The organism is Variovorax sp. J31P179 (assembly GCF_030316985.1).
Taxonomy (GTDB): domain Bacteria; phylum Pseudomonadota; class Gammaproteobacteria; order Burkholderiales; family Burkholderiaceae_C; genus Variovorax; species Variovorax ginsengisoli_B.
In genome coordinates this window covers 142578-160545 of sequence record NZ_JASZYL010000001.1, presented here as the reverse complement: position 1 = coordinate 160545, position 17968 = coordinate 142578, and the positions used below count along the sequence as shown (strand labels likewise).

Here is a 17968-nt window from a genome sequence, read left to right as displayed (position 1 = left end):
GGCGTGCTTAAGATGGGAGCCCGACAGCCGAACGCCAGGCTTGTCTTTTGCATGTGGACCGGTCGTGAACCTCCGCCGCCTCAAATACTTCGTCAAGATCGTGGACATCGGCAGCCTGACCCAGGCGGCCGAGCATCTGTTCATCGCCCAGCCGGCGCTCAGCCAGCAACTGGCGACCCTCGAAGGCGAAGTCCGCCAGCAATTGCTCGTGCGGACCGGGCGTGGCGTCACGCCGACCGAGGCCGGCAAGGTGCTGTACCGGCACGCCCAGATCATCCTGCGCCAGTGCGAGCAGGCGACGGTCGACATGGAGGCGGCCGGGCAGGGCGTGTCGGGGCCGGTGTCGGTCGGGCTGGCGCCGGGCACTGCGGCCTCGGCGCTGTCGCTGCCCCTGCTGCGCACCGTGCGGGCGCGCCATCCCGGCATCCTGCTGTACCTCAACGAGAACTACGGCACCACCTTGAGCGAGCTCATCATGAACGGCCGCATGGACCTGGCGGTGCTGTACGGCGACAAGGCCATCCACGGCCTGACCTTCCTGCCGCTGCTCAAGGAGCCCCTGTTCCTGGTCGGGCCGGCGTCGCTGCCGGCGCCGGCGCAGCCGGTGAGGCTGGCCGACCTGCACGAGATCGAACTGTTCCTGCCGCGCCCCTACAACGTGGTGCGCAAGCTGGTCGATGCCGCCTGCATGCGGCTGGGCATCGCGCCCCGGATCGTGGCCGAGATCGAATCCGCCTTCACCCTGACGGCCGCGATCGCCGACGGCCTGGGCGCGACCATCCTGCCGGCCTCGATGGCGCGCGAGGTGGTCGCTGCCTGCGGCGCCTGGCAGTTCCAGATCGTCGACCCCGTGATCGAAGCGCCGCTCGCGCTGTGCCAGTCCGACCACCTCCCGCTGTCGGAGCCGGCGCAGGCGGTGAAGGACATCCTGCTCGAACTGGTCACCGACCTGGACGGCGGCGCCGCCAGCCGCTGAGCCCCGGGCCGCCGCCCGCGTCATAAGGCGCCCTTATCCCGCCACAGCCAAACCGTCTTTGGCATCGGCGCGCGCGCCAGTTACCTTTCATGCCAGCCGTCACGCGTTCGTGGAGCGCGTCGGTCCTTCAGGAGCCTGCCCTTACCGGCGGACCCGGGCATGAACCAGGAACAGATCAAGCTACTCATCGATTCTCTCGCGGCGTCGGACCTCGCGGAACTCAGCTTCAGCGAGAACGGCAGCACGCTGAGGCTGGTGAAGAAGGCGACGCCCGCCGAAGACGGTTCGCCATCCCCCGCGCGGGTCGCCGAGCCGGAAGCGGCCGCCGCCGCCGCCGACGCGTCGAGCCTGTGCGTGGCGCCGCTCTACGGCGTGGTCCACCTGCAGCCGACGCCTGGCGAGCCCGCCTACGTGCGGGTCGGGCAGGGCATCGCAGCGGGCCAGACCCTTTGCGTGATCGAGGCGATGAAGGTCTTCAACGAGGTGCGCGCGGACGCCGACGGCACGATCGAAGCCGTGATGGTGGCCTCGGGCGACGAAGTCGAAGGCGGGCAGGCGCTCTTTCGCATCCGCCGGGGGCAGCCCGATGTTTGACACCGTGCTCATCGCCAATCGTGGCGAGATCGCCCTGCGCATCCAGCGCGCCTGCCGCGGGCTGGGCCTCAGGACCGTGGCGGTCCACTCGGAAGCCGACCGCGACGCGGTCTATGTGCGGCAGGCCGACCAGGCCCTGTGCATCGGCCCGGCGAGTCCGTCGCAAAGCTACCTCGACCCCTCGGCGCTGCTGTTCGCCGCCGAGGTCAGCGGCGCGCAGGCGGTCCATCCGGGCTATGGCTTCCTGTCGGAGAACGCGGGCTTCGCGCAGCAGGTCGAGGACGCCGGGCTGGTCTTTGTCGGCCCCAGCGCGGCCTGCATCCGCACCATGGGCGACAAGGTGGCGGCCAAGCGTGCGATGCGCAGGGCCGGCGTGCCCTGCGTTCCCGGACCCGACGAAGGTCTGCCGTCGGCGCCGGCCGAGGTGCTGGCCCTGGCGCGCGAGGTCGGCTTTCCGGTCATCGTCAAGGCCGCCGGCGGCGGTGGCGGGCGCGGCATGCGCGTGGTCCACGAGGAAGGCGCGCTGCTCGAGGCCATCGCCCTGACCCGCGAGGAGGCGCGCCGCGCCTTCGGCAACGCCGAGGTCTACATCGAGAAGTTCCTGCTGCATCCGCGGCATGTGGAGATCCAGGTGCTGGCCGACAGCCACGGCCATGCGATCTGGCTCGGCAGCCGGGATTGCTCGCTGCAGCGGCGCCACCAGAAGGTGGTCGAGGAAGCGCCGGCGCCCGGCATCGACGAGGCGCTGGTGGCGGAGGTGGGCGAGCGCTGCGCGGCCGCGTGCCGGCAGCTCGGCTACAGCGGCGTGGGCACCTTCGAGTTCCTGTACGAGAAGGGCGCCTTCTACTTCATCGAGATGAACACGCGGCTCCAGGTCGAGCACACGGTGACCGAAATGACCACCGGCATCGACATCGTGCAGCAGCAGCTGCGCGCCGCACGCGGCGAACGGCTGGCGCTCACCCAGGCCGACATCGCCTGCCAGGGCCACGCGATCGAATGCCGCATCAATGCCGAAGATCCGGACAGTTTCGCACCCTCGCCGGGCCGCATCACGGGCTGGCACATGCCGGGGGGCTTCGGCGTACGCGTCGACACCCATGCCGGGGCGGGCTACCGCGTGCCGCCGTACTACGACTCGATGATCGCCAAGCTGATCGTCCACGGCAGCTCGCGCGTCGATGCGCTCGATCGCATGCGCCTGGCGCTGGCCGAGATGCAGGTCGACGGCATCGCGACCAACGTGCCGCTGCACCGGGCCATCATGCGGGACGAGGGCTTCGCCGCCGGCGGCGTCGACATCCACCATCTGGAGCGCTGGCTGGCGCAGCGGAGCGCGGCATGAACGCGCCGCCCGCGACGCCGGCCTTCAGCCTGCTCGGCACCACGGCGCTGCTGTTCGAGGCGCCGGGCGCGTTCGACCTGGAAGCCCAGCAGCGCATCTGGGCGCTGGCGAAGGAGGCCGAGGCCTGGCCCGAGATCCGCGAAGCGGTGCCGGGCATGAAGAACCTGATGCTGACCTTCGCCGAGCCGCCGCAGACCCTCGATGCGCTGCAGGAGCGGCTGATGGCCGCATGGCAGGCCGCGCGGCCGCTCGCCCGCAGCGGCCGGGTGGTCGAGCTGCCGGTGGTCTACGGCGGCACCGGCGGGCCGCACATGGCGGACGTGGTCGCGCATACCGGGCTTTCGGTCGAGCAAATCGTCGAACTCCACAGCGCGCCGCTCTACCCGGTGTACGCGCTGGGCAGCCATCCCGGCTATTGCTACCTGGGCGGCATGGACCCGCGCCTGGCCACGCCGCGGCGCAAGGTGCCGGTCATGAGCATCCCGGGCGGCGCGGTGTCGATCGGCGGTGCGCAGACCGGCGTCTCGGCGTCCGCCGGCCCCAGCGGATGGAACACCATCGGGAGCACCACGATGTCCTTCTTCGACCCGGCGGCCGAGCCGCCGGCCGCGCTGCAGCCCGGCGACATGATCCGTTTCCGCGTGGAGGCCGTCCTGCGATGATCGAAATCCTTTCGAACGCGGCGCTGGCGACGGTCCAGGACCTCGGCCGCAACGGCAGCCTGCGCTGGGGCGTCGGTACCTCGGGCGCCATGGACGACCTGGCGCTGGCGGCCGGCAACCTCATGCTCGGCAACGCGGTGGGCGCGGCCGGCATCGAGATCCCGGTGTTTCCCTTCAAGCTGCGCTTCGGCGCGGACTGCGCCTTTGCCCTGACCGGCGCCGACTGCGACGCGCGGCTGGACGAGCGGCCCCTGCTGCCCTGGTGGACGCATCGCGCACGAGCCGGCGAGGTGCTGGCGCTGGGCGTCCCGAAGGGCCCGATGCGGGCCAGCCGGGCCCTGCTGTGCCTGTCCGGCGGCGTCGACGTGCCGGAGGTCCTGGGCTCGCGCAGCACCCAGCTGCGCGGCGCCTTCGGCGGCTTCGAAGGGCGGGCGCTGAAGCGCGGCGACGTGCTGCGCTGCGGCCATGACGGCCACGGCCGGCCCACCGGCTTCGGCCTGGTTCCGCCGGCGCTGGCCATGCCCCTGCAGCGCGACGGCATCGCGGCCGTGCGGGTCCTGCCGGCGGCCGAATACCTGGCCTTCGAACCCGCGTCGCGCGAAGCCTTCTGGAACCGGGACTGGAAGATCACCGCTCAGAGCGATCGCTATGGCTATCGGCTCGACGGCGAAGCGCTGCGTCCGATCGCACCCATGGAGCTGCTGTCGCACGGCATCGTGCCGGGCGTGATCCAGGTGCCTCACAGCGGCCAGCCGATCGTCCAGATGCGCGACGCCCAGCCTTCCGGCGGCTATCCCAAGTTCGGCACCGTGATCGAGGCCGACCTGTGGCGGCTCGGGCAGGCGCCGATCGGCAGCCGCATCCGTTTCATCGAGACCACCTGGGCGCAGGCCGTGGCGGCGCGCGACGAAGCCCGCCAATGGCTGGCGAAGGTCGAACGGATGGTGGCGCTGCATTGCAGCGCGCGGGGCGCCCGGTGAAGAAGACCGACGCACAACGCGAGGACATCGCGCGCTGGCTGGCCGGGACCGACATCGGCTACTTCGAGCTGCGCACGCCCTTCGAGACCCTGCGCTTCGGCGCGCCGCAGGCCCACCCCGCGCCAACGACGCTGCGGGCCGCCTCGGTCGGCGTCTTCAGGCGCGCGCACCCGCTGCATGCCGCAGCGCTGGCGCCGATCGGCGAGCCGGTACCGGCGGGGCAGGCGGTGGGCGTGCTGCAGATCGGCCCGCTCCTGCTGCCGGTGCTCGCGCCGGTGGCCGGGCGGGTGGCCCGGTGGCTCGCGGACGATGGGGCGGCGGTCGGCTTCGGCGCCGCCCTGATCGAGTTTCAAGAAACGACCTGACGGCGAAGGGACCGCACCATGGACATCGATCTGAACGCCGACCTCGGCGAGGGGGTGGGACCCTGGCGCATGGGCGACGACGAGGCCCTGCTCGGCATCGTCTCGTCGGCCAACGTCGCCTGCGGCTTCCATGCCGGCGACCCGCTCATCATGGACCGCACCGTGCGCACGGCGCTCAGGAACGGGGTCGACGTCGGCGCCCACGTGGGCTTTCCGGACCTGGTCGGCTTCGGCAGGCGCCAGATGCAGATGGACCCGGCCGAGCTCGCTGCCTGCGTGCTCTACCAGCTCGCCGCGCTGTCCGGCATGGCCCGGGCCGCCGGCCACCGCATGACGCACATGAGCTTCCACGGCGCGCTCGGCAACATGGCGGCGGCCGATCCGGCGCTGGCCGGGCCGCTGGTGCGCACCGTCGCCGATTTCGATCCGTCGCTCACGATCAGCTCGTCGGCCAGCCGCGCCATCGAGGAAGCCGCCGCGGACTGCGGCCTGCGCGTGCGAACCACCTTCCTGGCCGACCGCGCCTGCGACGAGGAGGGCCTGCTGATCCCGCGCAAGATGCCGGACGCCGTGATCCACGAGCCGGCGCGCGTGCTGGCCCGGGTCCGCCAGCTGCTGGAGGAGGGCACGGTCACCAGCTATGGCGGCCGAAAGATCCCGATGCGCGTCCACTCGATCCTGGTCCATGGCGACACGCCGGGGGCGGTGGCGCTGGCGCGCGGGGTGCGCGCGCTGGTCGAGGCGCACGGACGGGTCGTCCCGATCTCCAGGCAAGCGGCCTGAGGGCACGGACATGGTGCCAACCCTGAGCCGGCGCGCACCCTTCCCGGGCGACATAAGGGCCCCTTATCGCTCCACAGACAAACCGTCTTGGCGCGTTGCCGGAGCGCTCGATACAGTGAATCCATCGCATCGTCCTTCGTTCCACTGAAAGCCATCGCCATGCCGTTCTCCGACTACAAGACAGCCCTCGTGACGGGCGCCTCCTCCGGCATCGGTGCCGCGGTGGTCGAGCGCCTTTGCAAGGAGGGCCTGCAGGTCCACGCGCTGGCGCGCAGCGGCGGCAAGCTCGAGGCGCTGTCCGCGCGCACCGGCTGCATCCCGCACGCCATCGACGTCAGCGACCTGCGCAGCATCACCGCGCTGGCGAAGGAGGTCGACTTCGACGTGCTGGTCAACAACGCCGGCGTCGACCGGCCCGGCTCGATCCTCGCGGCCGATGCCGAAGGGATCGACCTGCTCGTGGACGTCAACCTGCGCGCCGTGCTGCACCTCTGCCGGCTCGTCGTCCCCGGCATGGCAGCGCGCGACCGCGGGCACGTGGTCAACATCAGCTCGATCGCGGCGGCCTACAACTTCGGCGGCAACAGCACCTACCACGCGACCAAGGCCGCCGTCAGCATGCTGTCGCGGCAACTGCGCATCGACTGCTTCGGCAAGCGGGTGCGCGTCACCGAGATCTGTCCGGGCCGCGTCGCGACCGACATCTTCGCCCACGTGCACGGCGATTCCGAAGCCACCCACCAGCGCTTCGTCGAAGGCTTCGAGCTGCCGCAGGCCGAGGACATCGCGGATGCGATCGCCTTCGCGATCGCGGCGCCCATCGCGGTCAATGTCGGCCACATGGAAATCACGCCCACCATGCAGGTTCCGGGCGGCCTGTCGACCACGCGTCCCGGCGCGGCGCAGGCCTGAGTCCGGGTCTCGCATCCCTCCGCACGGCGCCTGCCACACCAAGGACCGGCAATGAAGGAATTCGATCTCCTGGCGATCCTGCTCAAGCCCGAGTTCGGCCTGATGCTGCTGCACGGCATCGAGGCCACCTTGCAGATCGCCGCCGGCTCCTGGCTGCTGGCCATGGCCATCGCGATCGTGCTGCTGGTGGTGCGCCTGACGGGCCAGCCGATCGCCGAGCGAGCCGTGGCGGCCTATGTGTCCTACCACCGCAACGTGCCGACCCTGGTGCAGCTGATGCTCTGGTACTTCGGCATCTTCAGCCTGCTGCCCGACGCCCTGCAGGCCTGGCTGTCGGAGCACAACGCCGAGACCCTGCTGTCGATCGTCGCGCTGGGCCTGTGCCAGGCGGCGTATTTCAGCGAGGACATGCGCTCCGGCCTGCGCTCCATTCCCGCCGGGCAGGCCGAGGCCGCCCGGGCGCTGGGCCACGGCTACATCGGATCGATGCGTCACGTGATGCTGCCGCAGGCGATCCGCAACGCGGTGCCGGCGCTGGTGAACCACAGCGTGTCGCTGTTCAAGAACAGCAGCCTGGCGATGGCGATCGGCGTCGCCGAGCTGACGCATGCGGTGAAGGAAATCGAGAGCCAGAGCTTCCGCACCTTCGAGGCCTACAGCGCCGCCACCGTGCTGTACCTGGCGTTCTCGCTGCTCATCATGGCCGTCGGCGCCTGGGTGGCGCGGCGCTATCGAATCGTCGGTGCGAGGTAGCCCATGTTCAGCATCTTCGAGATCCTCAGGGACAACTGGCTGCTGCTGCTGGTGGGCCAGTATCCGAACGGGCCCCTGGGCGGGATCGTCGCCACCCTGATCCTGTCGGTGCTCGGCATCGTGCTGGCCTTTCCGCTGTCGGTGCTGCTCGCGCTGGCGCGCCTGTCGCCGTGGAAGCTGCTGCGCGTGCCCGCCACGGTGCTGGTCTACATCGTGCGCGGCGTGCCGCTGCTGATGGTGATCCTGTGGGTCTATTTCCTGGTGCCGATCCTGATCGGCCGCGACGTGTCCGGCTTCACGACGATGCTCTGCACGCTGGTCATCTACGAGGGCGCCTACCTGTCGGAGGTGGTGCGGGCGGGCATCCAGTCCCTTCCCAAGGGGCAGAGCGAGGCGGCGCGCGCGCTCGGCCACAGCCACCTCGGGACGATGTTCTACGTGATCCTGCCGCAGGCGCTCTACAACATGCTGCCGAGCATGCTGAGCCAGTTCATCTCGACCATCAAGGAAACCACGCTGGGCTACGTGATCAATGTCCAGGAGCTCACCTTTGCCGCCAACCAGATCAACAACCAGCTGCTGACCAAGCCCTTCCAGGTGTTCTTCATTCTGGCGATGACCTACTACGTGGTCTGCTTCAGCCTGACCCGGCTGGCGCTCTGGCTGGAGCGCCGCATCGCCCTCAAGCGGCTCGGCACCGCCGTCCGCCAGGACCCCGGCGCCAGCGACCTGCCGCCCGCCGTGGCCACCCATCCCTGAGGCCGCGCAGACGGCCCACCACAGAAACCGACGGAGACAGACCATGAACCCCCCATCGCCCCTCCAGGACGACCCCATGATTCTGTTCAACAACATCAACAAGTGGTACGGCGACTATCAGGCGCTGACCGACGTCTGCGCCGAAGTGAAGAAGGGCGAGGTCGTGGTGGTCTGCGGGCCGTCCGGCTCCGGCAAGTCGACCTTGATCCGCACCGTGAACCGGCTCGAGGAGATCAAGTCGGGCCAGCTGCTGTTCGACGGCCACGACATCCACGCGCCGATGAGCAGCGTGGCGCTCAACCGGCTGCGCAGCCGCATCGGCTTCGTGTTCCAGAGCTTCAACCTCTTTCCGCACCTCTCGGTGATGGACAACATCATGCTGTCGCCGATGCGGGTGCTCGGCGTGAAGAAGGCCCAGGCCCGCGAGAAGGCCGGCCAGCTGCTGGAGCGGGTCGGCCTGTCGGGCAAGGCCGGCGCTTTTCCTGCGCAGCTCTCGGGCGGGCAGCAGCAGCGCGTGGCGATCGCGCGCGCGCTCGCCATGGAGCCGCCCGCGATGCTGTTCGACGAGCCGACCAGCGCGCTCGACCCCGAGATGGTGGGCGAGGTCCTGTCGGTGATGCGTGGCCTGGCCAGCGATGGCATGACCATGATGTGCGTCACGCACGAGATGAACTTCGCCCGCGAAGTCGCCGACCGCGTGTGGTTCATGGATGCCGGCCGGATCCTCGAGAAGGCCGAGCCCGAGACCTTCTTTCGTCACCCGCAGCATCCGCGCGCGCAGCGCTTCCTGTCCGACCTGCGCGCCCATTGACCCTTCCCCCGTCCTCTCACCCCTTCAGGAGATCTCCATGTCGAAACCGACCGCTCTTCAACTCGGCGCCCTGGGCGTCTGCCTGTCCGCGCTCTCCCTGTTGGCGCATGCCGACCAGTGGGCCGACATCGCCGCGCGCAAGGAACTCAAATGCGGCACCTTCGCCGACGTGCCGCCGTTCGCCGCGCCGGACCCGAAGACGCGGGAGATGGTCGGGCATGACGTCGACCTGTGCAACGCGGTGGCCAAGGAGCTTGGATTGACGGCCAAGGTCACGCCGCTGTCGGTGGAGGCGCGGGTGCCTGAAGTCAAGCTGGGCCGGGTCGACGTGACGATCGCCAACCTGGCCTACACCAAGAGCCGCGGCGAGCAGATCCAGTTTAGCGATCCCTACTACGTCGCCAAGGAGATGCTCGCGGTCAAGGCCTCGGACCCCGGCACCACCAAGGCCGACTTCAAGGGCAAGCGCCTGAGTTCGACCAAGGGTTCGACCTCCGAGCTGTCCATCAAGATGAACGGCTCCGAGCCCGTGACCTTCCAGGACACCGGATCGGCCTTCATGGCGGTGCAGCAGAACAAGTCGATGGGGATGGTGGCCAACACCATGACCATCACCAAGCTGGTCAACCAGTCGAAGACCGAAGGCGTGCCGCTCAAGATGATCAAGGAGCCGATGGTGCTGCAGCCGATCGGCATCGGCATGAAGAAGGACGAGCCGCAGCTGCTGGCGAAGGTGAACGGCGCGCTGTATGCGCTCGAGAAGTCGGGCGAACTCGACCGCCTCTGGGCCAAGTGGCTGGGCCCGAACACCGAATACAAGCTGGTGCGCGAGGAGAAGGTGATGCCGCTGGCGGACCTGAAATTCGAACTGCTGCCCTGAGCGCAGCTGCGCCAAAAAAAAGGGCCGCACAGCGGCCCGTTCGTCTGCCTCCTTCGGCCGAAGGAGGCTGACTGCGATGTCAGCTTGCGGATGCGGTCGTCTCTGCCGAGACGGCGGGCGACACAGGCGCCGAAGATTTCGTGGACGCGCGCGGTCGGCGGGTCTTGGCGGCGGCCTTTGGAGCCTTGGGCGCAGCAGCTGCCTTGCGTGCCGGCGCAGCCTTCTTCAAAGGAGCACTCTTCCTTGGCGCGGCCTTCTTGGCGCGAATCGACTTTTTCACCGGTGCGACAAGGCGGGCCTTGCGGGTGGTTTTTGCGACGGCCGCGACCGGCGCGTCGACGCCTTCGACCGAAGGTGCCGCAGCGACGCCAGAGGGGGCGATGAGGAACTTGTCACGGTTGCGAGCCGTGGCAATCCATCCGGGAGCCTTGCCGAAGCCGGTCCAGGTCTTGCCCGTCTTGGGATGGCGGTACTTGGGAATGCCTGCGCCCTTGCGAGGTGCCTTGCCATCGCCGAGGGTCTTGCCGGCGGCCACCTTCAACGCTTTGGCGCCACGGCCAAAGAGATGTTCGACAGTCAGGCCGAACGTGGCAATCGACTCCTTGATTTGCGCAATCACCTTTGTCATTTCAGCTTCACGGAGCGCAGCCGCTTCCTTTTCGAGTTTGGCGATGGCGGATTTGAGTTGCGCGTAGGACTTCGTCATTGAGTCTGAACCTTTGAAGTTGAGGGGGTTCGTCGCATGGCGTCATGAACGTTGGCGACAAAGGCGTCTTTATTGAATGAATGAATGAACTTCGCTTATTCAAATCGACGCCAATTTGGATTTTACGGGCTGCTCGACGTCGAACCGGCGCCCTCGCCGACGCAATTGATGACCAGGTCCAGGAATGCGCGCAGTCGTGCCAGTCCACGCAGGTCCTGGTGATAGGCGAACCAAACGTCCCTGCCCGGGGGTGACGGGTGGACATCGTGTCTCTCGATACCGGGAAACTGGTCACCCAGCAGAGTCGGCAGCACGGCGAAACCTGCCCCCAGGGCGCATGTGCGAGCCTGCACATCGCGATTGTTGCTACCCAGCGCGAAGGTCGCTCCCGGAAACGTGTTTCGCAGCCAGTGCACATCCGGGAGGTCCTCGAACGCCGCATCCAACGTGATGAGCCGGCTGCCCGCGCCATCGCCTGCCGTCGGCGGAGGCATCCCGACCGGACCGTACAGGGCATAGGTCATGTGCATGAACTGCCGTTGGACGATGTCCGGGCTTTCCGAAGGCCGGATGCGAAACACCAGCTCCGCCTCCCGTCGGGCAAGGTCGCGAAAGCGCGAGTCCGTGATGAGGTCGACGCGCACCCCAGGGTGAAGCGCAACGAACCGCGCAACTACGGGCGAAAGCACATGGAGTCCGAACCAGTCTGAAGACGACACCCGGAGAAGACCTTGGAGCTCGGCGCCCCGTCCTGCAAGTTGTCGCTCGATGGCGAGCGCCTCTTCTTCCATCCGCTCGGCGTGCAATAGCACCGACGCGCCTTCATCCGTGAGTTGAAACCCCTCGCGCCCGCGTTGGAACAGCCTCTGACCGGTCGAGTCTTCCAAGGCTCGCAGGCGACGTCCCATGGTTGGCTGGGACATCCCCAAGCGCTGCGCTGCGCCACTCAGCGAGCCCGAGCGAGCGACCGCCAGAAAGATGCGGACATCACTCCAGTCCATGACGCATTCAAATATGAATGAGAGAAGTTCAGATTCGTGAATTTACATGCAAAGACGAACACCTCAAACTGAAGTCCTGGATTCACGCGCATCGCATATCAAAAGGACGTTTCCCATGCCCCGCTCACTCGTTCCCGCCACCATGCAGGCTGCTGTCGTTCACGAGACCGACGGCCCCTTCGAAGTTCTAGCCCGCCCGGTTCCGGATGTCCCTCGGGGGCATGTCCTGGTGCGTATCGGAGCCAGCGGCGTCAACCTGCTCGACACCAAGATTCGCGCCGGCGTCGCGGCGCATGCAGAGCACCCCCTGCCGGCGGTTCTTGGAATGGACATGGCAGGGGTTGTCGTCCAGGTCGGTGTCGGCGTCACCCGCTTCGAGGTGGGTGACGAGGTTTACGGTCTCGTCGGTGGCGTGGGTGGCCTGCAAGGGACCTTGGCCGAATACGCTGCGGTAGACGCGGACCTCCTCGCGCACAAGCCGAAGCGCTTGTCCATGCGGGAGTCCGCCGCACTGCCGCTGGTCTCGATCACCGCCTGGGAAGGCCTGATCGACCGCGCACGCGCCAGTACCGGTCACAAGGTCCTCGTACATGGCGGAGCGGGGGGTGTCGGGCATGTGGCCATACAGATCGCTCGCGCATTCGGCGCCGACGTCTACGCGACTGCAAAGCCCGCGCAGGTCGATGTCGTCCGTTCGCTTGGCGCGACGCCCATCGATTACGCGGCTTCGACCCCTGCGGACCATGTTCACGCGCACACGGCGGATGAAGGATTCGATGTGGTGTACGACACCGTGGGTGGCGCCACGCTCGATGCGTCATTCGTGTCTGTACGCCGCTACACCGGCCACGTCGTGAGCGCTCTGGGTTGGGGCACCCACTCGCTGGCGCCGCTGTCCTTCCGAGGGGCCACCTATTCCGGCGTCTTCACGCTGATGCCCATGCTCAGTGGCAAGGGCCGCGCCCACCACGGACACATCCTGGCCCGGATCGCCGAACTGGTCGATGCGGGTCGGCTTCGCCCTCTCCTGGACACGCAGAGATTCACGCTCGGTCAGGCCGCGGACGCACACGCTCGCGCGACCAGCGGTCGGGCTGTTGGCAGAGTGGTTGTCGACATCGCCTAGTCCCCTCGGATTCCACTTCGCAATGCGCGCCCCGAGCGGGTCACCCGCAGCCCACCACCCATCGTGCATAGAGCCGCCCCAGCAACGCGTGCATTTCCTGCGTGCGCTTCGGCAGATCGTTCAGCAGGTCGCCGCCGGCGCTCGCCGCCGGATTCGCGAGCGCGTTCTGCCGAACCAGCTGCTGGCCGTTGCGCGCCATCGACAGCTCGACCAGTGCAGGCGTCATCTCGAGGTGCGACTGCACCAGCAGATGCCGGTCGCGCAGCACGAAGGCCTGGTTGGCGCAGTAGGCGCCGCGCGCCAGCGGGACCGCGCCGGGCGGGGGCGTGAAGGTGTCGGCGTGCCACTGGAAGGTCTGAAGCACCTTGCCCGCGTGCTCCTCGCCCCACCACGCACGCGCCGTGTCGCCGGCTTCCGCGGTGATCTCGCACCAGCCGATCTCGGGCCGGTCGTGCGGATGGACTTCGCCTCCCAGCGCGAGCGCCACCAGCTGGCTTCCCAGGCAATGGCCGGCAACCGGGATGCCGCGCGCATCGGCGTCGCGGATCAGTGCAAGCTCCTGTGCGATCCAAGGCAGCGGGTCGTGCGCGCCCATGTAGCCGCCCATGAAGACCAGGCCGCTGAAGCGCGAAGCGTCCGCAGGGACCGCCTGGCCGTCGACGATGCGCACCATCTCCACCTCGCGGCCCAGGGCCCCGAGGATCGGCAGCACCGCGCCCGGTGCCCCCACCTCGGTGTGCTGGAAGACCGCGATCGGCTTCATCGGCGCCGACCCCTCATGCCTGCACGTCGGCCATTCCGACGCCGAGCAGGCCCTCGAGCAGCGACGCATCGCCCGCCAGCGCCGCGCTCGGACCGGCATGCACCACCGTGCCGCGTTCGAGCACGATGGCCTGGTGCGTCATCTCGAGCGCCAGCACCGGATGCTGCTCGACCACGATCGACGCCAGCCCCTCGCTCTCGCAAAGGTGGCGGATTGAGCGAGCCAGCTCCTCGACGATGATCGGCGCCAGGCCTTCCATCGGCTCATCGAGCAGCAGCAGCTTCGGGTTGGTCATGAGGGCGCGGCCGATGGCCAGCATCTGCTGCTCGCCGCCGGACAGCTGATTGCCGTAGTTGCCGCGCCGCTCGCGCAGCCGCGGGAAGAACTGGTAGACCCGCTGCAGGTTCCAGGGACCGGGCCGGCCGATCACGGTCAGGTTCTCCTCGACGGTCAGCGACGGGAACACCTCGCGCTCCTGCGGCACCCAGCCCAGGCCCGCGCGCACGCGCCGGTGGGCCGGCCAGCGCGTGATGTCCTCGCCGCACCAGCGCAGCGCGCCGCGCATCACGCGGGTGTTGCCCATCAGCGTCTCGAGCAGGGTGGTCTTGCCGACGCCGTTGCGTCCGAGGATGGCGAGGCTCTGGCCCTGCGCGAGCGCGAAGCTCAAGCGGTCGAGCACGACGGCGTTGCCGTAGCCGGCGACCACCTGGTCGAAGGCGAGCATTTCAGACATGGGCAGCTCCATGGCCGAGATAGACCTCGCGCACCCGCGGGTCGCGGCCGATCTCCGCCGGGCTGCCCTCGGTGAGGATCCGGCCGGCGACCAGCACCGAGATCCGGCGCGAGAAACGGAAGACGAGGTTCATGTCGTGTTCGATGAACAGCACGCTGATGTCCTGCGGCAGTTCGGCGATGGCTTCGAAGAGTTCGCCGCTCTCGTCCTCGGGCACGCCGGCGGCGGGCTCGTCGAGCAGCAGGATGCGGGGTTTGGCGGCCATGGCGAGCGCGATCTCGAGCAGGCGCTGCTTGCCGTAGGCCAGCTCGGCCACCGGCACGTCGGCCAGCGCGTCGAGCTTGAGTCGGCCGAGCAGCGCATGGGCCTCGTCGAACGCCGCCTTGTGGCGCATCAGCGGGCGCCACCAGACGGCGCCCAGGCCTTCGCGTTCGCTGATCGCCAGCACCACCGACAGCAGCGGCGTGAGGCTCGGGAACAGCGTGTTGATCTGGAAGGTGCGCGCCAGCCCCATGCGGGCGCGCTTGTCGGCGCTGAGCGCGGTGAGCTCGCGCTCGCCCATGTGGATCGTGCCGTGGGTTGGCTTGAAGACGCCCGTCAGCAGGTTGATCAGTGTCGTCTTGCCGGCGCCGTTGGGGCCGATCAGGGCCTGGCGCGCGCCGGGTTCGAGCGTGAGGTTGACGTCGTCGACCGCGCGGAAGGCACCGAAGGAGATGCCGAGGCCGCAGGTGCGCAGTACGGCGCTCATGACGCCCTCCCGGTCTTCACCAATCGAGACAGCGCGCCCATGATCCCGCCGCGGCCCAGCATGACGGCGGCGATCAGGAAGATGCCGAGCCAGAACATCCAGTACTGCGGATTGAGATCGGCGAACCAGTCGTGCACCAGCATGTAGACGATCGCGCCGATCATGCCGCCGTACAGCCGGCCGGTGCCGCCGAGCACGAGGATGATCAGCACCTCGGCCGAGCGGTTGAAGCCGATCGATTCGATGCCGACGAACTGCGTGGTCTGGGCCAGCAGCGCGCCGGCGATGCCGGCCACGCCGGCCGACAGCGCATAGGCCAGGCGCAGGCGGGCCTCGACCGGCGAGCCGATCGCCAGCATGCGCTTGCGGCTGTCGTGGATGCCACGCAGCGTGAGCCCGAACGGCGAGCGCAGCACCAGCCGCACGCCGAGAAAGACCACCAGCACCACGCCGTACGCATAGGCGAAAGCGGTCTTGCCGTACAGGTCGAACTCGAACAGCCCGAGCACCGGCGCGATCACCACGCCCTGCAGGCCGTCGGTGCCGCCGGTGATCGACGACAGCCGGTTGGCCAGCTCGGCCAGCAGCATGCACACGCCGATGGTGATCATGAGCCGCGTGAGGTCGGCGCCGCGCACCACCAGGTAGCTCAGCACATAGCCGAGCGCGACGCACAGCAGCAGGGCGAACAGCAGGCCGCTGAAGGGCTCGCTCCAGCCGTGCTTGGCCAGCAGCCCGGCGGCATAGGCGCCGGCGCCGAAGAAGGCCGCATGGCCCACCGTGAGGATGCCGGCGTAGCCGAGCGCCATGTCCAGCGAGACCGCGAACAGGCCGAAGATCACGATCTGGCTCATCAGCGTGAGCTTGTCGGGCAGGAGGAAGAAGCTCGAAGCCAGTGCGAGCCAGAAGAAGACCTCGACGCCTCGCAGGCGGGCGGGGGACAGCGCGAGCGGCTTCATGCCAGGCCCTTGCGCGGGATGATGCCGTTGGGCCGTGCCAGCAACATGATGATCATGACGACGTAGATGAGGAATGCGCCGGCTTCCGGCAGGTAGTACTTGCCTGCGACATCGACGATGCCGACCAGCAGCGCGGCCACGAAGGGGCCGGTGATGGTGCCGGCGCCGCCGACGCAGACCACGATCAGGAAGTACACGAGGTACTTGAGCGGGAACGAGGGCTCGAGCCCGAGCATGCCGAGGCTCAGCGCGCCGCCGAGGCCCGCCAGCCCGCAGCCCAGCGAGAAGGTCAGGAAGAACAGCCGCTGCACGTGGATGCCGGTGCCGCCGGCGACGCGCTGGTTGTCGACCGCGGCCCGCACCATCGCGCCGTAGCGGGTCTTGCCGAGCACCCCCAGCAGGGCCGCCAGCACCGCCACGCCGCAGAGGATCAGGAACAGGCGGTAGCGTCCCACCTCCAGCCCGAGCAGCGACACCCGGCCGTCCAGCAGCGGCGGCAGCTGGAAGGCCTGCATGGTCGGGCCGAAGAAATACGTGAACACGGCGACCGAGACGAACACGATGCCGATCGACAGCAGCACCTGGTCGAGCGGATGGGCGCGGTAGAGCCGGCGGTAGAAGCAGAACTCGAGCACCGCGCCGACCAGCGCGGCGGCGATGAAGGCCGCCGCCAGCGACGGGAAGAAGCCGACGCCGAAATGGTTCATCAGAACACTTGCGGCGTAGCCGCCGACCATCGCGAACGTGCCGTGCGCGAGGTTGACGAAGTTCATGAGGCCCATCGTGATGGACAGGCCCACCCCGATGAGGAACAGGAGCATGCCGTAGGCCACTCCGTCGAAGATCACGATTCCCATGGATTTCCCGTTGCTGCTGGCGGCCGGCTGGTGCCGGTTACTGGCTTTCCTTGGCCGGGTCCTTGACGCGCTCGAACTTGTCGAACTCGACGTTCACCAGTTCGCCGGCCTTGTTGCGTTCGGTCTTGCGGATGTAGACCGTCTGCACGATGTCGCGGGTGGCGGGGTCGATCTCGATCGGGCCGCGCGGGCTCTCGAACTTCAGCCCCTTGAGCGCGTCCATGAACTTGTCGCCCGAGAGGTCGCCCTTGGTCTTGGCGAGCGCCAGGTCGATGGCGGCCATCGTGTCGTAGGCCGTGACCGCGAAGTAGCTGGGGCGCAGCTTGGTGCCGAACTCGGCGGCGAAGTCCTTGACGAACTTCTGGTTCTTCGGCGACGCATGGGCGTACGAATAGTGATGGCTCGTGACCAGGCCCAGCGCCACGTCGCCGGTGGCGTCGAGGTAGCTGTCGTCGGTGGCTTCGCCGGTGGCGTAGAGCTTGATGCCGGCTTCTTCCATGCCGCGCTCCTTCCAGACCTTGAGGAAGGCCGGCGGCATCACGCCCGACGGAAAGAAGAAGAACACCGCCTGCGGCCTGGCGTCCTTGATGCGCTGCACGTAGGCCGAGAAGTCGGGGTTGTTCATCGGCGTGCGGACTTCGCCGACCACCTTGCCGCCCTGGGCCGTGAAGGCCTTCTTGAACGCGGTCTCGGCGTCGGTGCCCGAGGCGTAGTCGGCCACCACGGTATAGGCCTCCTTCACGCCCTGCTTGACCATCCAGCGCGCCATCGGGTCGGTGACCTGCTGCACGGTGAACGACAGGCGCGCCACGTAGGGCGAGCTGGCCGTGATCGCGGAGGAGGCCGCGTTCATCACCAGGGTCGGGATCTTGGCCTGGGTGGCGATCGCCGCGACCGCGTAGGCGTTGGGGCTGAAGTCGAGGCCGGTGAGCACGCTCACCTTGTCGCGCACCACCAGCTCCTGGGCGATCCGCTTGGCGGCATCGGGCGCTGGGCCGGCGGTGTCCTTCTTGATGACCTCGACCGTGCGGCCGGCGATCTTGCCGCCGTGTTCCTTGAGGTAGAGCGCGACGCCGGCGTCGAACTGGCGGCCGTAGTCGGCATAGGGGCCGGAGTAGGTCGCGATCAGGCCGATGCGAAGCGGCTCGTCGGCCGCCTGCGCGGACATGGCACCGAAGGCGCCGAGGCAGGCCAGGGTCAGGGTGGCGAGCGCGTTTCTCTTGTTCATCATCATCGGGGAAGCTCCGTTCAGGGA

Annotated in this window: 21 protein-coding genes; 13 read left to right on the top strand and 8 right to left on the bottom strand. The window is 68.4% G+C overall.

Annotated features, from left to right (window positions below; genetic code table 11):
* Positions 1 to 64: 64 nt before the first annotated feature.
* From nac to QTI17_RS00785, 12 genes are all read left to right on the top strand, one after another.
* Entirely contained in the window at positions 65 to 976 is a 912-nt protein-coding gene (nac, locus tag QTI17_RS00840) for a nitrogen assimilation transcriptional regulator NAC (protein WP_286530431.1), read from the top strand.
* A 159-nt stretch (positions 977 to 1135) separates the two neighbouring features.
* Complete coding sequence (locus tag QTI17_RS00835; RefSeq protein WP_286530429.1) at positions 1136 to 1570, top strand: acetyl-CoA carboxylase biotin carboxyl carrier protein; 435 nt, start codon at positions 1136 to 1138, stop codon at positions 1568 to 1570.
* Positions 1563 to 2915 (top strand): acetyl-CoA carboxylase biotin carboxylase subunit, encoded by a 1353-nt coding sequence (accC, locus tag QTI17_RS00830; protein ID WP_286530427.1) that lies wholly within the window; start codon positions 1563 to 1565, stop codon positions 2913 to 2915. Before QTI17_RS00835 ends, accC begins: the two co-directional genes overlap by 8 nt.
* On the top strand, positions 2912 to 3577 hold the full coding sequence (gene pxpB / locus QTI17_RS00825; RefSeq protein ID WP_286530425.1) for a 5-oxoprolinase subunit PxpB: 666 nt from the start codon (positions 2912 to 2914) through the stop codon (positions 3575 to 3577). Before accC ends, pxpB begins: the two co-directional genes overlap by 4 nt.
* A complete protein-coding gene (locus QTI17_RS00820) occupies positions 3574 to 4557 on the top strand; it encodes a 5-oxoprolinase subunit C family protein (RefSeq protein WP_286525920.1) in 984 nt (327 codons plus the stop codon). The genes pxpB and QTI17_RS00820 overlap by 4 nt, the downstream gene beginning before the upstream one ends.
* Positions 4554 to 4922: a biotin/lipoyl attachment domain-containing protein gene (locus QTI17_RS00815; RefSeq protein ID WP_286530423.1), complete on the top strand. Its 369-nt coding sequence runs from the start codon at positions 4554 to 4556 to the stop codon at positions 4920 to 4922. The genes QTI17_RS00820 and QTI17_RS00815 overlap by 4 nt, the downstream gene beginning before the upstream one ends.
* Before the next feature lie 18 nt (positions 4923 to 4940).
* Positions 4941 to 5705 (top strand): LamB/YcsF family protein, encoded by a 765-nt coding sequence (locus QTI17_RS00810; protein ID WP_286530422.1) that lies wholly within the window; start codon positions 4941 to 4943, stop codon positions 5703 to 5705.
* A 159-nt stretch (positions 5706 to 5864) separates the two neighbouring features.
* Positions 5865 to 6617, top strand: coding sequence for an SDR family oxidoreductase (locus QTI17_RS00805; protein WP_286530420.1), 753 nt, complete (start codon positions 5865 to 5867; stop codon positions 6615 to 6617).
* Between the two features lie 51 nt (positions 6618 to 6668).
* Positions 6669 to 7370, top strand: a complete 702-nt coding sequence (locus QTI17_RS00800; protein ID WP_286530418.1) for an amino acid ABC transporter permease — start codon at positions 6669 to 6671, stop codon at positions 7368 to 7370.
* 3 nt (positions 7371 to 7373) lie between these two features.
* A complete protein-coding gene (locus QTI17_RS00795; protein WP_286530416.1) occupies positions 7374 to 8129 on the top strand; it encodes an amino acid ABC transporter permease in 756 nt (251 codons plus the stop codon).
* Positions 8130 to 8205: 76 nt separating this feature from the next.
* Positions 8206 to 8940 (top strand): amino acid ABC transporter ATP-binding protein, encoded by a 735-nt coding sequence (locus QTI17_RS00790; RefSeq protein ID WP_286526091.1) that lies wholly within the window; start codon positions 8206 to 8208, stop codon positions 8938 to 8940.
* Positions 8941 to 8977: 37 nt separating this feature from the next.
* Complete coding sequence (locus QTI17_RS00785) at positions 8978 to 9820, top strand: ABC transporter substrate-binding protein (RefSeq protein ID WP_286530414.1); 843 nt, start codon at positions 8978 to 8980, stop codon at positions 9818 to 9820.
* Between the two features lie 79 nt (positions 9821 to 9899).
* On the opposite strand, the gene QTI17_RS00780 is transcribed toward QTI17_RS00785, so the two are convergent.
* The gene (locus tag QTI17_RS00780; protein WP_286530412.1) at positions 9900 to 10526 is read right to left on the bottom strand and encodes an H-NS histone family protein; all 627 of its coding nucleotides are present in this window, start codon (positions 10524 to 10526) and stop codon (positions 9900 to 9902) included.
* Positions 10527 to 10648: 122 nt separating this feature from the next.
* Positions 10649 to 11527 (bottom strand): LysR family transcriptional regulator, encoded by an 879-nt coding sequence (locus tag QTI17_RS00775; RefSeq protein WP_286530410.1) that lies wholly within the window; start codon positions 11525 to 11527, stop codon positions 10649 to 10651.
* A 115-nt stretch (positions 11528 to 11642) separates the two neighbouring features.
* On the opposite strand from QTI17_RS00775, the gene QTI17_RS00770 reads away from it, so the two are divergent.
* Positions 11643 to 12653: a zinc-binding dehydrogenase gene (locus tag QTI17_RS00770; RefSeq protein WP_286530408.1), complete on the top strand. Its 1011-nt coding sequence runs from the start codon at positions 11643 to 11645 to the stop codon at positions 12651 to 12653.
* A 40-nt stretch (positions 12654 to 12693) separates the two neighbouring features.
* Here QTI17_RS00770 and QTI17_RS00765 read toward each other — a convergent pair whose 3' ends face one another.
* The 6 genes from QTI17_RS00765 to QTI17_RS00740 are packed head-to-tail and all read right to left on the bottom strand — an operon-like array spanning position 12694 to position 17947.
* On the bottom strand, positions 12694 to 13416 hold the full coding sequence (locus tag QTI17_RS00765) for a type 1 glutamine amidotransferase (protein ID WP_286530406.1): 723 nt from the start codon (positions 13414 to 13416) through the stop codon (positions 12694 to 12696).
* A gap of 13 nt (positions 13417 to 13429) precedes the next feature.
* Complete coding sequence (locus QTI17_RS00760; RefSeq protein WP_286530404.1) at positions 13430 to 14149, bottom strand: ABC transporter ATP-binding protein; 720 nt, start codon at positions 14147 to 14149, stop codon at positions 13430 to 13432.
* Entirely contained in the window at positions 14142 to 14897 is a 756-nt protein-coding gene (locus QTI17_RS00755) for an ABC transporter ATP-binding protein (protein WP_286530403.1), read from the bottom strand. The genes QTI17_RS00760 and QTI17_RS00755 overlap by 8 nt, the downstream gene beginning before the upstream one ends.
* Complete coding sequence (locus QTI17_RS00750) at positions 14894 to 15856, bottom strand: branched-chain amino acid ABC transporter permease (protein ID WP_286530401.1); 963 nt, start codon at positions 15854 to 15856, stop codon at positions 14894 to 14896. Before QTI17_RS00750 ends, QTI17_RS00755 begins: the two co-directional genes overlap by 4 nt.
* On the bottom strand, positions 15853 to 16713 hold the full coding sequence (locus tag QTI17_RS00745; RefSeq protein ID WP_286530399.1) for a branched-chain amino acid ABC transporter permease: 861 nt from the start codon (positions 16711 to 16713) through the stop codon (positions 15853 to 15855). Before QTI17_RS00745 ends, QTI17_RS00750 begins: the two co-directional genes overlap by 4 nt.
* Before the next feature lie 37 nt (positions 16714 to 16750).
* Entirely contained in the window at positions 16751 to 17947 is a 1197-nt protein-coding gene (locus QTI17_RS00740) for an ABC transporter substrate-binding protein (protein WP_286530397.1), read from the bottom strand.
* Positions 17948 to 17968 lie beyond the last annotated feature (21 nt).

Excerpts from the sequence above, each read along its gene's own strand:
- QTI17_RS00770 (WP_286530408.1), top strand. The coding sequence starts at position 11,643 with ATGCCCCGCTCACTCGTTCCCGCCACCATGCAGGCTGCTGTCGTTCAC.
- QTI17_RS00820 (WP_286525920.1), top strand. The coding sequence starts at position 3,574 with ATGATCGAAATCCTTTCGAACGCGGCGCTGGCGACGGTCCAGGACCTC.
- pxpB (WP_286530425.1), top strand. The coding sequence starts at position 2,912 with ATGAACGCGCCGCCCGCGACGCCGGCCTTCAGCCTGCTCGGCACCACG.
- QTI17_RS00785 (WP_286530414.1), top strand. The coding sequence starts at position 8,978 with ATGTCGAAACCGACCGCTCTTCAACTCGGCGCCCTGGGCGTCTGCCTG.
- QTI17_RS00750 (WP_286530401.1), bottom strand. The coding sequence starts at position 15,856 with ATGAAGCCGCTCGCGCTGTCCCCCGCCCGCCTGCGAGGCGTCGAGGTC.
- QTI17_RS00740 (WP_286530397.1), bottom strand. The coding sequence starts at position 17,947 with ATGATGATGAACAAGAGAAACGCGCTCGCCACCCTGACCCTGGCCTGC.
- QTI17_RS00795 (WP_286530416.1), top strand. The coding sequence starts at position 7,374 with ATGTTCAGCATCTTCGAGATCCTCAGGGACAACTGGCTGCTGCTGCTG.
- QTI17_RS00745 (WP_286530399.1), bottom strand. The coding sequence starts at position 16,713 with ATGGGAATCGTGATCTTCGACGGAGTGGCCTACGGCATGCTCCTGTTC.
- QTI17_RS00765 (WP_286530406.1), bottom strand. The coding sequence starts at position 13,416 with ATGAAGCCGATCGCGGTCTTCCAGCACACCGAGGTGGGGGCACCGGGC.
- QTI17_RS00835 (WP_286530429.1), top strand. The coding sequence starts at position 1,136 with ATGAACCAGGAACAGATCAAGCTACTCATCGATTCTCTCGCGGCGTCG.
- QTI17_RS00760 (WP_286530404.1), bottom strand. The coding sequence starts at position 14,149 with ATGTCTGAAATGCTCGCCTTCGACCAGGTGGTCGCCGGCTACGGCAAC.
- QTI17_RS00775 (WP_286530410.1), bottom strand. The coding sequence starts at position 11,527 with ATGGACTGGAGTGATGTCCGCATCTTTCTGGCGGTCGCTCGCTCGGGC.
- QTI17_RS00810 (WP_286530422.1), top strand. The coding sequence starts at position 4,941 with ATGGACATCGATCTGAACGCCGACCTCGGCGAGGGGGTGGGACCCTGG.
- QTI17_RS00755 (WP_286530403.1), bottom strand. The coding sequence starts at position 14,897 with ATGAGCGCCGTACTGCGCACCTGCGGCCTCGGCATCTCCTTCGGTGCC.
- QTI17_RS00790 (WP_286526091.1), top strand. The coding sequence starts at position 8,206 with ATGATTCTGTTCAACAACATCAACAAGTGGTACGGCGACTATCAGGCG.
- QTI17_RS00780 (WP_286530412.1), bottom strand. The coding sequence starts at position 10,526 with ATGACGAAGTCCTACGCGCAACTCAAATCCGCCATCGCCAAACTCGAA.
- QTI17_RS00805 (WP_286530420.1), top strand. The coding sequence starts at position 5,865 with ATGCCGTTCTCCGACTACAAGACAGCCCTCGTGACGGGCGCCTCCTCC.
- QTI17_RS00800 (WP_286530418.1), top strand. The coding sequence starts at position 6,669 with ATGAAGGAATTCGATCTCCTGGCGATCCTGCTCAAGCCCGAGTTCGGC.
- accC (WP_286530427.1), top strand. The coding sequence starts at position 1,563 with ATGTTTGACACCGTGCTCATCGCCAATCGTGGCGAGATCGCCCTGCGC.